The sequence below is a fragment of the Streptomyces sp. NBC_00306 genome, from assembly GCF_036169555.1.
GTDB classification, from domain to species: Bacteria; Actinomycetota; Actinomycetes; order Streptomycetales; family Streptomycetaceae; genus Streptomyces; species Streptomyces achmelvichensis.
Genome location: NZ_CP108032.1, coordinates 5,969,329 through 5,981,895 on the forward strand (window position 1 = coordinate 5,969,329; position 12,567 = coordinate 5,981,895).

Sequence of the window (12,567 nt, forward strand, 5' to 3'; positions counted from 1 at the left end):
GTTCCTATCGGCGCCCCCGTGGCGACGGGTCCCGTCCGCGGGGAGGGATCCTACTTGCGCCGGGGTGGACAGGTGGGCGGTAGGGTGGCGCGACGTGTTTGCGCACCTGTGAACTTCCGCAAAAAAAGGGTCATTCGGAGCGCAATGCCGGGCGTACGAATCATGAGGACCACGAGGGGATGCAGCAGGTGACTATGACGGCCCGAGCGGCGGCTGCGGGGACGGGTCATCCGGGTTCCGCGACTCCGTCGAGCAGCGGAACCGGTTTCTGCCGAGTGACGGTCGTCGCGCCGGACGGCCGCGTCGATGTGGCACTGCCCGAGGACATCCCCCTCGCCGACCTCTACCCGGAGATCCTGCGCCTGTCCGGGCAGAGTCCCGCGCAGGGCGCCCCGGTCGGCTACCACCTCGTGCGCCGCGACGGCACCGTGCTCGACAGCACCCGCTCCCTCGCCTCCCAGCGCATCCTCGACGGCGAACTGCTGTCCATGCGGCCGTTCTCCGAGTCGCTGCCGCCCGCGGTCTTCGACGACGTGTCCGACGCCGTCGCCTCCGCCGTCGCCCGCGACCGCACCCTGTGGAGCGACGGACTGATGCGCGGCGCCGGCCTCTTCGGCGGCTCGGTCCTGCTCGTCCTGGTCGCCTTCGTGCTGTGGACGGCCGACCCGCTGCACGACATGCACGGACTCGCCGGCATCCTGGCCGCCGTCACCGGTGTCCTGCTGCTCGCGCTCGCCTGCGTACGGGCCCGGGTGTACGACGACCGCGGATCCGCCGTCGCCCTCGGTGTCGGCGCGATGGCGAACGCCGCCGTCGCCGGCTCCGGACTGCTGCCCCCGGCCACCGGAGAGGGCATCGGCAAGCTCCAGTTCCTGCTCGCCTGCGCCGCCGTCCTGGTCTTCGCGGTGCTTCTGACGATCGTCGCCCCCGCCGGCGACGGCCCCTTCGTCGCCTTCGTCTTCGCCGCGACGGTCGGTGTGCTCGTCACCTTCGTCGCGATCCTGCGTGACCTGGAGCCGGTCGAGAGCGCCGCGGTGTGCGCACCCCTCGCCGTCGGTGCCCTCGCGTTCCTTCCGGGCTTCTCCACCCGCTTCGCGCGGCTCCCCATCGGCTTCGACCCGCCGCGCACGACCATGGGCGAGTACGGCAGCGATCCCGAGCCCGCGGGCCCGGTCGACGCCGAGCGCATCGCCGCCCAGGCCCGCCGGGGCCACGAGCTGATGGTCGGCCTCGTCGGCGGCTGCGCGCTGATCGCCGTCGCCTCCGCCGCCGTCCTCGGTTTCTCCGACAACGTCTGGGGCCAGCTGCTCGCCCTCAGCACCGGCATCGCCATGCTGATGCGCGCCCACCTCTTCCGCTACACCGCGCAGGTCGGCTGCGCGCTGTCCGCCGGCCTCGGCTCCCTGGTGCTGCTCGGGCTGGGCCTGTGCCTCAACCCGCCGGCGGGCCTCATGCGCGACGCCCTGCGGGGCGACAGCAGCGCCCTGGACATCCGTACGATCTGGCTGACCGCCGCCGTCGCCGGTGTGGCCGCGCTGATCACCGCCATCGGCCTGATCGTGCCCCGCAAGGGAGTGACCCCCTTCTGGGGCCGCTTCCTGGAGGTCGCCGAGACGTTCGTGCTGCTCACGCTGGTGCCGCTGTGCCTCGCGGTGTTCGACGTGTACCACTCCATCCGGGCGCTGACCTCGTAGCCGAGGCTGGTACGCTGTGTGACGGCCGTTTGTGTACGCCCTTCCCGGAGCCTCGATGCTCTGGGTGCAGCGCTCATCGGACCTTCGCCTCCGAGTCACGGAAGCTCTCCTGAGAACAAGACCAGGGGCACTCGTGGGCGCATCGAACATCAAAGAGGAGTACCGAGTGTCTCTCGACGCCGCTACGAAGAAGCAGATCATGACCGAGTTCGGCACCAAGGAGGGCGACACCGGCTCCCCCGAGGTGCAGGTCGCGATGCTCTCGCGCCGTATCTCGGACCTGACCGAGCACCTCAAGACGCACAAGCACGACCACCACTCCCGTCGTGGTCTGCTGATCCTCGTGGGCCAGCGCCGCCGTCTGCTGCAGTACCTGGCCAAGAAGGACATCCAGCGCTTCCGCGCCCTGGTCGACCGCCTCGGCATCCGCCGTGGTGCGGCCGGCGGTGCCAAGTAAGGACGCCGTGAAGGGAGCGGTTCCCACTCTGAGGGGGCCGCTCCCTTTGCTGTACGTGCGCGACGTACCGGACGCCAATTAGTCTGGTCGCAGAACGCACCACCGAACACGAGCGGGAAGCCGCCTCGCCGCCGCCGGTCCTCGGTAGTGGCTCCCGGAGACACAAGCCCCCGGGTGCTTCGATCGAAGACCGGCCCGCAGAACGAGAGCTTCTCCGCCACCGTCCTCCCGCCACACGGGCGGAAGGACGAAAGACGCAACGTAACGGAGAAAACGCTAGTGGAGAACGAGACCCACTACGCCGAGGCCGTCATTGACAACGGTACTTTCGGCACCCGCACCATCCGCTTCGAGACGGGACGCCTGGCCAAGCAGGCCGCCGGTTCCGCCGTGGCGTACCTGGACGACGACACCATGGTGCTGTCGGCCACCACCGCCTCCAAGAAGCCCAAGGACCAGCTCGACTTCTTCCCCCTGACGGTGGACGTCGAGGAGCGGATGTACGCAGCCGGCAAGATCCCCGGCTCTTTCTTCCGTCGTGAGGGCCGGCCCTCCGAGGACGCGATCCTCACCTGCCGCCTCATCGACCGCCCGCTGCGCCCCTCCTTCAAGAAGGGCCTGCGCAACGAGATCCAGATCGTCGAGACGATCATGGCGCTCAACCCCGACCACCTGTACGACGTGGTCGCGATCAACGCCGCCTCCTGCTCCACGCAGCTGGCCGGCCTGCCCTTCTCCGGCCCGATCGGCGGCACCCGTGTCGCCCTGATCAAGGGCCAGTGGGTCGCGTTCCCGACGCACACCGAGCTCGAGGACGCCGTCTTCGACATGGTCGTCGCCGGTCGCGTCCTCGAGGACGGCGACGTCGCGATCATGATGGTCGAGGCCGAGGCCACCGAGAAGACCATCCAGCTCGTCAAGGACGGCGCCGAGGCTCCCACCGAGGAGATCGTCGCCGCCGGTCTCGAGGCCGCGAAGCCCTTCATCAAGGCGCTCTGCAAGGCCCAGTCCGACCTCGCCGCCAAGGCCGCCAAGCCCGTCGGCGAGTTCCCCGTCTTCCTCGACTACCAGGACGACGTCCTGGAGGCGCTCACCGCCGCGGTCAAGGACGAGCTCGCCCAGGCCCTCACCATCCCGGGCAAGCAGGAGCGCGAGACCGAGCTCGACCGCATCAAGGAGATCGCCGCCGAGAAGCTGCTCCCGCAGTTCGAGGGTCGCGAGAAGGAGATCTCCGGTGCCTACCGCGCGCTGACCAAGAAGCTGGTCCGCGAGCGCGTGATCAAGGACAAGGTCCGTATCGACGGCCGTGGCGTCACGGACATCCGTACGCTCGCCGCCGAGGTCGAGGCCATCCCGCGCGTGCACGGCTCGGCGCTGTTCGAGCGTGGCGAGACCCAGATCCTGGGCGTCACCACCCTCAACATGCTCCGGATGGAGCAGCAGCTGGACACCCTCTCCCCGGTGACCCGCAAGCGCTACATGCACAACTACAACTTCCCGCCCTACTCCGTCGGTGAGACCGGCCGCGTCGGTTCGCCGAAGCGCCGCGAGATCGGCCACGGTGCGCTCGCCGAGCGCGCCATCGTGCCGGTGCTGCCGACGCGCGAGGAGTTCCCCTACGCGATCCGCCAGGTCTCCGAGGCGCTGGGCTCCAACGGCTCGACGTCCATGGGCTCGGTCTGCGCCTCCACCATGTCGCTGCTGAACGCCGGTGTGCCCCTCAAGGCCGCCGTCGCCGGTATCGCCATGGGCCTGATCTCGCAGGAGATCGACGGCGAGACCCACTACGTCGCCCTCACCGACATCCTCGGTGCGGAGGACGCCTACGGCGACATGGACTTCAAGGTCGCCGGTACGAAGACCTTCGTCACCGCGCTCCAGCTCGACACCAAGCTCGACGGCATCCCCGCCTCGGTCCTGGCCGCCGCCCTGAAGCAGGCCCGCGACGCCCGCCTCCACATCCTCGATGTGATGAACGAGGCCATCGACGTCCCGGACGAGATGTCCCCGAACGCCCCGCGGATCATCACCGTCAAGATCCCGGTGGACAAGATCGGTGAGGTCATCGGCCCCAAGGGCAAGATGATCAACCAGATCCAGGAGGACACCGGCGCCGACATCACGATCGAGGACGACGGCACCATCTACATCGGTGCTGCCCAGGGCTCGCAGGCCGAGGCCGCCCGCGCCACGATCAACGGCATCGCCAACCCGACCATGCCGGAGGTCGGCGAGCGCTACCTGGGTACGGTCGTCAAGACCACCACCTTCGGTGCGTTCGTGTCCCTGCTCCCGGGCAAGGACGGCCTGCTGCACATCTCGCAGATCCGCAAGCTCGCCGGTGGCAAGCGCGTGGAGAACGTCGAGGACGTGCTCGCGGTCGGCTCCAAGGTCCAGGTCGAGATCGCGGAGATCGACTCCCGCGGCAAGCTCTCCCTCATCCCCGTCATCGAGGGTGAAGAAGAGCCCGAGGCCGAGAAGGACGACGCTGCCAAGTGACGGCTCGTAGTTCCACGACGACGGCCCGCACCTCCTCGGAGGCGCGGGCCGTCGCCCGTACCCAAACGCTTCTCAAGGGCGAGAACGGCATCGGCACGGTCCGCCGCACCACCCTCCCGGGCGGCCTGCGCATCGTCACCGAGTCGCTCCCGTCCGTCCGGTCGGCGACCTTCGGCATCTGGGCACACGTCGGCTCCCGCGACGAGACCCCCGCGCTGAACGGCGCCACCCACTACCTCGAGCACCTCCTGTTCAAGGGCACGCACAAGCGCTCCGCCCTCGACATCTCCTCCGCGATCGACGCGGTCGGCGGCGAGATGAACGCCTTCACGGCGAAGGAGTACACCTGCTACTACGCGCGGGTTCTCGACACCGATCTGCCGCTCGCCATCGACGTGGTCTGCGACATGCTCACCGGTTCGCTGATCCTCCAGGAGGACGTCGACGCCGAGCGCGGTGTCATCCTCGAGGAGATCGCGATGACCGAGGACGATCCGGGCGACTGCGTGCACGACCTGTTCGCGCACACCATGCTCGGTGACACCCCCCTCGGCCGCCCGGTCCTCGGCACCGTCGACACCGTCAACGCGCTGACCGCCGAGCGTGTCCGCCGCTTCTACAAGAAGCACTACGACCCGACCCATCTGGTCGTCGCCGCCGCGGGCAACATCGACCACGCCACCGTCGTACGGCAGGTCCGCCGCGCCTTCGAGAAGGCCGGCGCCCTGACCCGCACGGACGCGGTCCCGCTCGCCCCCCGCGACGGACGCCGCACCCTGCGTACCGCCGGCAAGGTCGAACTGCTCAACCGCAGGACCGAGCAGGCCCACGTCGTCCTCGGCATGCCGGGCCTCGCCCGCACCGACGACCGCCGCTGGGCCCTCGGCGTGCTGAACACCGCCCTCGGCGGCGGCATGTCCTCGCGCCTCTTCCAGGAGGTGCGGGAGAAGCGCGGCCTCGCCTACAGCGTGTACTCGTACACCTCCGGCTTCGCCGACTGCGGACTCTTCGGCGTCTACGCGGGCTGCCGCCCGAGCCAGGTCCACGACGTGCTGAAGATCTGCCGGGACGAGCTCGACCGGGTCGCCTCCGAGGGACTGTCGGACGACGAGATCGGCCGCGCCGTCGGCCAGCTCTCCGGCTCCACGGTGCTCGGTCTGGAGGACACCGGCGCGCTGATGAACCGCATCGGCAAGAGCGAGCTGTGCTGGGGCGAGCAGATGTCGGTCGACGAGATGCTCGCCAGGATCGCGGCCGTCACCCCCGACGAGGTGCGCGCGGTGGCCGGCGAGGTGCTGGGACAGCGCCCGTCCCTCTCGGTGATCGGCCCGCTCAAGGACAGGCAGGCCGACCGTCTGCACGAAGCTGTCTCCTAGAGTTCCTCACATTAGGGATAGAAACGATGAGCAAGCTGCGCGTGGCCGTCCTCGGTGCAGGCGGCCGGATCGGCTCGGAAGCCGTACAGGCCGTCGAGGCCGCCGAGGACATGGAACTGGTCGCCGCACTCGGCCGGGGCGACAAGCTGGAGGCCCTGGTGGACGCCGGCGCCCAGGTCGCGGTCGAACTGACCACCCCCACCTCGGTGATGGGCAACCTCGACTTCTGCGTACGCCACGGCATCCATGCGGTCGTCGGCACCACCGGCTGGACCGACGAACGCCTCGCGCAGCTCAACACCTCGCTCGCCGCGTCCCCGCAGACCGGCGTGCTCATCGCGCCGAACTTCTCGATCGGCGCAGTGCTCACCATGAAGTTCGCGCAGCAGGCCGCGCGCTACTTCGAGTCCGTCGAGGTCGTCGAGCTCCACCACCCGAACAAGGCCGACGCCCCCTCCGGCACGGCCACCCGCACGGCTCAGCTGATCGCGGCCGCGCGCGCCGAGGCCGGCCTCGCACCGCAGCCCGACGCCACCGTCACCGCGCTGGACGGCGCGCGTGGCGCGGATGTCGACGGCGTCCCGGTGCACGCCGTACGGCTGCGGGGCCTGCTCGCCCACCAGGAGGTCCTGCTGGGCGGCGAGGGCGAGACGCTGACCATCAGGCACGACTCGCTGCACCACAGCAGCTTCATGCCGGGCATCCTTCTGGGCGTCCGCCAGGTCGTGTCCGCACCCGGGCTCACCTTCGGCCTGGAAAACTTCCTCGACCTCGGCTGACCCGGAAAGCCCTCATGCGCGCGAAAATCACGTACCTCGTCACGGCTGCCGTCCTGGTCGTCTACTTCGTCCTGGTCGGCAGCCGCGGGGTGATGCTCATACAGCACGGCTCTCTGCTCACCGTCAGCTTCGGCGTGGCCGTACTGATCCTGCCGGTGATCGGCCTCTGGTTCCTCTGGAAGAACACACAGTTCGTCACCCGGGCCAACCGGCTCGCGGCCGAACTGGACGCCGAGGGAGGGCTGCCGGTCGACGAACTGGAACGCACCCCCGGCGGCCGTATCGACCGCGATTCGGCGGACGCCGTCTTCGCCAGGCGCCGCGCGGAGACCGAGGACTCACCGGGCGACTGGCGCTGCTGGTTCCGGCTGGCGGTCGCGTACCACGACGCCCGGGACACCCCACGCGCCCGCAAGGCGATGCAGCGCGCCATCGCCCTGCATGACGGCCGGCCGGCTCCCACCTAAGGGCTGTCCCGTAATCCCCGGCGGGCGCACGACGACATCTACGGCACCTCGCTGCGTTGTCGGATCGCCCGAATACGCCCAGTATGAGGACGACCCTTCGCCTTGCGATGCACCGCATCTGACGCCGCGCGCTGGTCCACCGGGGATTACGGGACAGCCCTTAGAAAACCGGCGTCACCGGGAAAGGGTTCAGGCCTGCACGGGCCGGTACTCCGAGCCCCATGCCTCGACGGTGTCCGCGGCCCGGTCGAACGCCTCGACGCGCCCCAGGAAGTCCGCGTTGTGGTCGGTGATCAGATGCAGCGGCTCGCTGCCCGCGCGTGCGAGAACGAGTGCCTGACCCTGCACCGTCCGCGGCAGGCCCAGCCAGCGGACCGGCTGCTGCACCGTACGGACGTCGGCCGCCTCGTTCCACGGAACCGTGGTGGTCCCGAAGAAGCCCACCCGGCGGAGCCCGTGCCTGCTGACCCACACACCCACGCGCAGCAGTCGCAGCGCCGCCACGATGAGCGCGAGCCCCAGGCCCGCACAGACGGCGGCACCGGGCAGCGCGCCGGCGAAAGCGATGATCATCGCGGCGAGCAGGATGAACGACGCCAGCAGCAGCAACAGCGCGGCCGCCGCGACCCGCCACGGGCCCGGCCGGTAGGGCCGGCGCCACCGGTCGTGGTCGTCGAAGGGCAGCGCGACATCGTCCGCGTTCGTGTCAAATGCGCGGTCCGCCGTCAGGAAGGGCAGGGGCACGACTGATCCTCACTCACCAGCACACTCGATTGGGCTGTGCCCGGTGAGGCTACCGAGCAGGTCACCGGCCGACCACCCCAGGGGGGCCATGGGGGTGCCTCCCCGGCCCGTCGAGGGCCGCGAAGGCGAGATCAGCGCCCCTCGGACGCCTCGGACTGCTGAGAATGGGCCGGCGCCTGGCCGGAACCGAGCGCGGGGAGCCCGAACAGCAGCGAGCCGACCAGCCCGGCGACGACGGTCAGCCCGAGCAGCGTACGGCCGGTGAGTTCGGAGACGCTCGGACGTTCACGGGGCGGGGGAGTGACGTTACTGCGGAAGCGATCGGCCTCGGCGACGAAGGTGAACGGGACGGCTTCTCGCCGGAGGAACATCAGAAAACTCCTTGAGGTCTGGTATCTGGTCGCTTCTCCTGGTAGAGACGCGAGAAACCACCCGTAGGTGCCATCGTTCGGCAAGTTGCTCCAGAAGGCTCACGAGGGCGGAGGTACCCGCGGGACGCTGCGTCGTTAAAGTGGGCGCCGCCCCCTGAGTACGACCGGAAGGACCCCCTGGTGCCCGACACCCCTGCCGAGAGCGCAACTCCGAGCTTCCGCGGTGATGTCACCGTCGAGCTGGTGAAGCACACTGCCGGCGACTCCGACGTGCTGTGGGCCGCCCGCGTCTCCACGGCCGGCGAGCAGTCGCTGGAGGAGCTCCAGAAGGACCCGGAGCGCTCCAAGGGGCTCATCAACTACCTGATGCGGGACCGCCACGGCAGCCCCTTCGAGCACAACTCGATGACCTTCTTCATCAGCGCCCCCATCTTCGTGTTCCGCGAGTTCATGCGGCACCGCGTGGGCTGGTCGTACAACGAGGAGTCCGGCCGCTACCGGGAGCTTCAGCCGGTCTTCTACGTGCCCGGCCAGGACCGCAAGCTCGTCCAGCAGGGCCGCCCCGGCAAGTACGTCTTCGTCGACGGCACTCCGGAGCAGCACAAGGTCGTCAGCGAGGCCATGGAGGAGTCCTACCGGCGCTCCTACGAGACCTACCAGGAGATGCTGGCCGAGGGCGTCGCCCGTGAGGTGGCCCGCGCGGTCCTGCCCGTGGGTCTCTTCTCGTCGATGTACGCGACCTGCAACGCACGTTCGCTGATGCACTTCCTCGGCCTGCGCACTCAGCACGAGCTGGCGACCGTTCCGTCCTTCCCGCAGCGGGAGATCGAGATGGTCGGCGAGAAGATGGAGGATCACTGGGCGCGGCTGATGCCGCTCACCTACGCGGCCTTCAATGCCAACGGCCGCGTGGCTCCCTGAGCAGCCTGCGAGTACATACGTACGCATCCACGGGTGAAGTGTCCGCATTGCGGTGTTTCGTGAAGTTCATCTAGGCTGATCAAACGGACCCGGCACTGCTTGAACCCCCGAGCAGGCAGTGCCGGGCTCCTCATGCCACGTCGTACGTCACGTGCCCCGAGGGGACACACCGTGCTGAGCAGCGAGTAGCGTGTTACCCATGGCTCCGATCTCCACTCCGCAGACCCCCTTCGGCAGGGTCCTCACCGCCATGGTCACGCCGTTCACGGCTGACGGCGCACTTGACCTCGCCGGTGCTCAGCACCTGGCGGCCCACCTGGTGGACGCAGGCAACGACGGCCTGGTCATCAACGGCACCACCGGTGAGTCGCCGACCACCAGCGACGCGGAGAAAGACCAGCTCGTACGAGCTGTACTGGAAGCGGTCGGAGACCGGGCCCACGTGGTGGCCGGAGTCGGCACCAACGACACCCGCCACAGCATCGAACTCGCCCGCGCGGCCGAACGAGCCGGCGCGCACGGCCTGCTCGCGGTGACGCCGTACTACAACAAGCCCCCGCAGGAGGGCCTGTTGCGTCACTTCGCGGCGATCGCCGACTCGACGGAACTGCCCGTCATGCTCTACGACATCCCGGGCCGTAGCGGTGTCCCCATCGATACGGAAACCCTGGTGCGTCTGTCCGAGCACCCGCGTATCGTCGCCAACAAGGACGCCAAGGGAGACCTCGGCCGCGCCAGCTGGGCCATCGCCCGCAGCGGCCTCGCCTGGTACTCCGGCGACGACATGCTGAACCTCCCGCTGCTCTCGGTCGGCGCCATCGGATTCGTCTCCGTCGTCGGCCATGTCGTCACCCCGGAGCTCCGCGCCCTCGTCGACGCCCATGCCGGCGGTGACGTCCAGAAGGCCACCGAGATCCACCAGCGGCTGCTTCCGGTCTTCACCGGCATGTTCCGCACCCAGGGCGTCATCACCAGCAAGGCGGCGCTGACCCTTCAGGGCCTCCCCGCCGGGCCGCTCAGGCTCCCGCTCGTCGAGCTGTCCCCGCAGGAAACCGCCCAGCTCAAGATCGACCTGGCGGCCGGCGGGGTACAGCTCTGACCACCGACTTCACAACTGAATAAGCAGGACGAACCGGCCATCCGCGGTCGGACAGACAACAGCAAGTGCACGAATGACATGTACGCCACGTGCCCCAGCGGTACGTGGCGTACGTGGTGAGGAGAGTCTTTTGAGTCATCCGCATCCCGAACTCGGCGCCCCGCCGAAGCTCCCGAAGGGCGGCCTTCGCGTCACCCCGCTCGGTGGTCTCGGCGAGATCGGCCGCAACATGACGGTCTTCGAATACGAAGGCCGACTGCTCATCGTCGACTGCGGCGTCCTCTTCCCCGAGGAGGAACAGCCCGGAATCGACCTCATCCTTCCGGACTTCACCACCCTCCGGGACCGCCTCGACGACATCGAAGGCATCGTGCTCACGCACGGCCACGAGGACCACATCGGTGGCGTCCCCTATCTGCTGCGCCTGAAGGCGGACATCCCGCTCATCGGCTCGAAGCTGACCCTCGCCCTGATCGAGGCGAAGCTCCAGGAGCACCGCATCCGGCCGTACACGCTGGAAGTGAGCGAAGGCCACCGGGAGCGCATTGGCCCGTTCGACTGCGAATTCATCGCGGTCAACCACTCCATCCCGGACGCCCTGGCGGTCGCGATCCGCACCCCCGCGGGCATGGCCGTCCACACCGGCGACTTCAAGATGGACCAGCTGCCGCTCGACGGCCGGCTGACCGACCTGCACGCCTTCGCCCGGCTCAGCGAGGAAGGTATCGACCTTCTCCTGTCCGACTCGACGAACGCCGAGGTCCCCGGATTCGTCCCACCGGAGCGGGACATCTCCAACGTGCTGCGCACGGTCTTCGCGAACGCCCAGAAGCGCATCATCGTCGCGAGCTTCGCCAGCCATGTGCACCGTATCCAGCAGATCCTCGACGCCGCCCACGAATACGGAAGGCGCGTCGCCTTCGTCGGGCGCTCGATGGTCCGCAATATGGGCATCGCCCGTGACCTCGGTTACCTGAAGGTCCCGCCCGGCCTCGTCGTGGACGTCAAGACGCTCGACGACCTGCCGGACCACGAGATCGTCCTCGTCTGTACGGGCTCGCAGGGCGAACCCATGGCGGCTCTGTCCCGCATGGCCAACCGCGACCACCAGATCCGGATCGTCCAGGGCGACACGGTGATCCTGGCGTCGTCGCTCATCCCGGGCAACGAGAACGCGGTCTACCGCGTGATCAACGGCCTGAGCCGGTGGGGCGCGAACGTCGTCCACAAGGGCAACGCCAAGGTCCATGTATCGGGCCACGCCTCGGCGGGCGAGCTGCTGTACTTCTACAACATCTGCCGGCCGAAGAACCTGATGCCGGTGCACGGTGAATGGCGCCATCTGCGGGCCAATGCGGAACTCGGTGCACAGACGGGCGTCCCCAAGGACCGCATCGTCATCGCCGAGGACGGAGTCGTCGTCGACCTCGTCGACGGCAAGGCCAGGATCGTCGGCAAGGTCCAGGCCGGCTATGTGTACGTGGACGGTCTCTCGGTCGGCGATGTCACCGAAGCGTCCCTGAAGGACCGTCGCATCCTCGGAGACGAGGGCATCATCTCGGTCTTCGTCGTGGTCGACTCCACGACGGGCAAGGTCGTCGGCGGCCCGAACCTGCACGCGCGCGGTTCCGGAATCGAGGACTCGGCCTTCAACGCGGTGATCCCGAAGATCGAGGACGCGATCGCCAAGGCAGGCGCCGACGGCGTCGCCGAACCGCACCAACTCCAGCAGCTGGTACGCCGAACGGTGGGCAAGTGGGTGTCCGACACCTACCGTCGCCGGCCGATGATCCTCCCCGTCGTCGTCGAGGTCTGACCCTCTGACGTCGCTGTTCTCGGAGCGGAGCCCCTCGATTTGCATCGGGGCGCTCCGCTCCAGTACGTTTACGTCTCCGCCCGCAGGGAACTCGATGTGCTTACGCGCTCGAAGCAGTGACCTGAACGGGCGGGAAATTCCGACTCAGAATCTCTGATAAAGTCGGTGCAGCCGAAAGGCAAGGCCACTCCAATCGGCCATCGGATTCAAACTCCACCGGAAACGGAACGGAAAAAGAATCTGGTAGGGTTGGAAACGCAAGACCGAAGGGAAGCGCCCGGAGGAAAGCCCGAGAGGGTGAGTACAAAGGAAGCGTCCGTTCCTTGAGAACTCAACAGCGTGCC

At 68.5% G+C, this 12,567-nt stretch carries 11 protein-coding genes; 9 read left to right on the forward strand and 2 right to left on the reverse strand.

Annotation, left to right across the window (positions count from 1 at the left end; translation table 11 throughout):
• Window positions 1-194 precede the first annotated feature (194 nt).
• The 6 genes from eccD (at window position 195) to OHA05_RS26755 (ending at window position 7,272) form a co-directional block, all read left to right on the forward strand.
• Complete coding sequence (eccD, locus tag OHA05_RS26730) at window positions 195-1,694, forward strand: type VII secretion integral membrane protein EccD (protein WP_313948841.1); 1,500 nt, start codon at window positions 195-197, stop codon at window positions 1,692-1,694.
• A 166-nt stretch (window positions 1,695-1,860) separates the two neighbouring features.
• Window positions 1,861-2,151 (forward strand): 30S ribosomal protein S15, encoded by a 291-nt coding sequence (gene rpsO, locus OHA05_RS26735; RefSeq protein WP_093600212.1) that lies wholly within the window; start codon window positions 1,861-1,863, stop codon window positions 2,149-2,151.
• 279 nt (window positions 2,152-2,430) lie between these two features.
• Window positions 2,431-4,650, forward strand: a complete 2,220-nt coding sequence (locus OHA05_RS26740; protein ID WP_313943745.1) for a polyribonucleotide nucleotidyltransferase — start codon at window positions 2,431-2,433, stop codon at window positions 4,648-4,650.
• On the forward strand, window positions 4,647-6,026 hold the full coding sequence (locus OHA05_RS26745; RefSeq protein ID WP_313943744.1) for a M16 family metallopeptidase: 1,380 nt from the start codon (window positions 4,647-4,649) through the stop codon (window positions 6,024-6,026). The genes OHA05_RS26740 and OHA05_RS26745 overlap by 4 nt, the downstream gene beginning before the upstream one ends.
• 26 nt (window positions 6,027-6,052) lie before the next feature.
• Window positions 6,053-6,805, forward strand: a complete 753-nt coding sequence (dapB, locus tag OHA05_RS26750; protein WP_313943743.1) for a 4-hydroxy-tetrahydrodipicolinate reductase — start codon at window positions 6,053-6,055, stop codon at window positions 6,803-6,805.
• Between the two features lie 14 nt (window positions 6,806-6,819).
• Complete coding sequence (locus tag OHA05_RS26755; RefSeq protein ID WP_313943742.1) at window positions 6,820-7,272, forward strand: tetratricopeptide repeat protein; 453 nt, start codon at window positions 6,820-6,822, stop codon at window positions 7,270-7,272.
• Between the two features lie 189 nt (window positions 7,273-7,461).
• Here OHA05_RS26755 and OHA05_RS26760 read toward each other — a convergent pair whose 3' ends face one another.
• Together OHA05_RS26760 and OHA05_RS26765 are read right to left on the reverse strand one after the other, a co-directional pair.
• Window positions 7,462-8,016: a hypothetical protein gene (locus OHA05_RS26760; RefSeq protein WP_313943741.1), complete on the reverse strand. Its 555-nt coding sequence runs from the start codon at window positions 8,014-8,016 to the stop codon at window positions 7,462-7,464.
• Window positions 8,017-8,147: 131 nt separating this feature from the next.
• The gene (locus OHA05_RS26765) at window positions 8,148-8,387 is read right to left on the reverse strand and encodes a hypothetical protein (protein ID WP_313943740.1); all 240 of its coding nucleotides are present in this window, start codon (window positions 8,385-8,387) and stop codon (window positions 8,148-8,150) included.
• Window positions 8,388-8,567: 180 nt separating this feature from the next.
• Here OHA05_RS26765 and thyX point away from each other — a divergent pair, with 180 nt between their 5' ends.
• The 3 genes from thyX to OHA05_RS26780 all read left to right on the forward strand — a co-directional run bounded on the left by thyX (window position 8,568) and on the right by OHA05_RS26780 (window position 12,223).
• Entirely contained in the window at window positions 8,568-9,308 is a 741-nt protein-coding gene (gene thyX, locus OHA05_RS26770; protein WP_313943739.1) for an FAD-dependent thymidylate synthase, read from the forward strand.
• Between the two features lie 199 nt (window positions 9,309-9,507).
• Window positions 9,508-10,407 (forward strand): 4-hydroxy-tetrahydrodipicolinate synthase, encoded by a 900-nt coding sequence (gene dapA, locus OHA05_RS26775; protein WP_328861904.1) that lies wholly within the window; start codon window positions 9,508-9,510, stop codon window positions 10,405-10,407.
• A 130-nt stretch (window positions 10,408-10,537) separates the two neighbouring features.
• Window positions 10,538-12,223 (forward strand): ribonuclease J, encoded by a 1,686-nt coding sequence (locus OHA05_RS26780; protein ID WP_313943737.1) that lies wholly within the window; start codon window positions 10,538-10,540, stop codon window positions 12,221-12,223.
• Window positions 12,224-12,567: the final 344 nt, after the last annotated feature.

Bases quoted from the DNA above. Each gene is read 5' to 3' on its own strand.
- OHA05_RS26755 (WP_313943742.1), top strand. From the start codon at position 6,820: ATGCGCGCGAAAATCACGTACCTCGTCACGGCTGCCGTCCTGGTCGTC.
- dapA (WP_328861904.1), top strand. From the start codon at position 9,508: ATGGCTCCGATCTCCACTCCGCAGACCCCCTTCGGCAGGGTCCTCACC.
- OHA05_RS26765 (WP_313943740.1), bottom strand. From the start codon at position 8,387: ATGTTCCTCCGGCGAGAAGCCGTCCCGTTCACCTTCGTCGCCGAGGCC.
- dapB (WP_313943743.1), top strand. From the start codon at position 6,053: ATGAGCAAGCTGCGCGTGGCCGTCCTCGGTGCAGGCGGCCGGATCGGC.
- eccD (WP_313948841.1), top strand. From the start codon at position 195: ATGACGGCCCGAGCGGCGGCTGCGGGGACGGGTCATCCGGGTTCCGCG.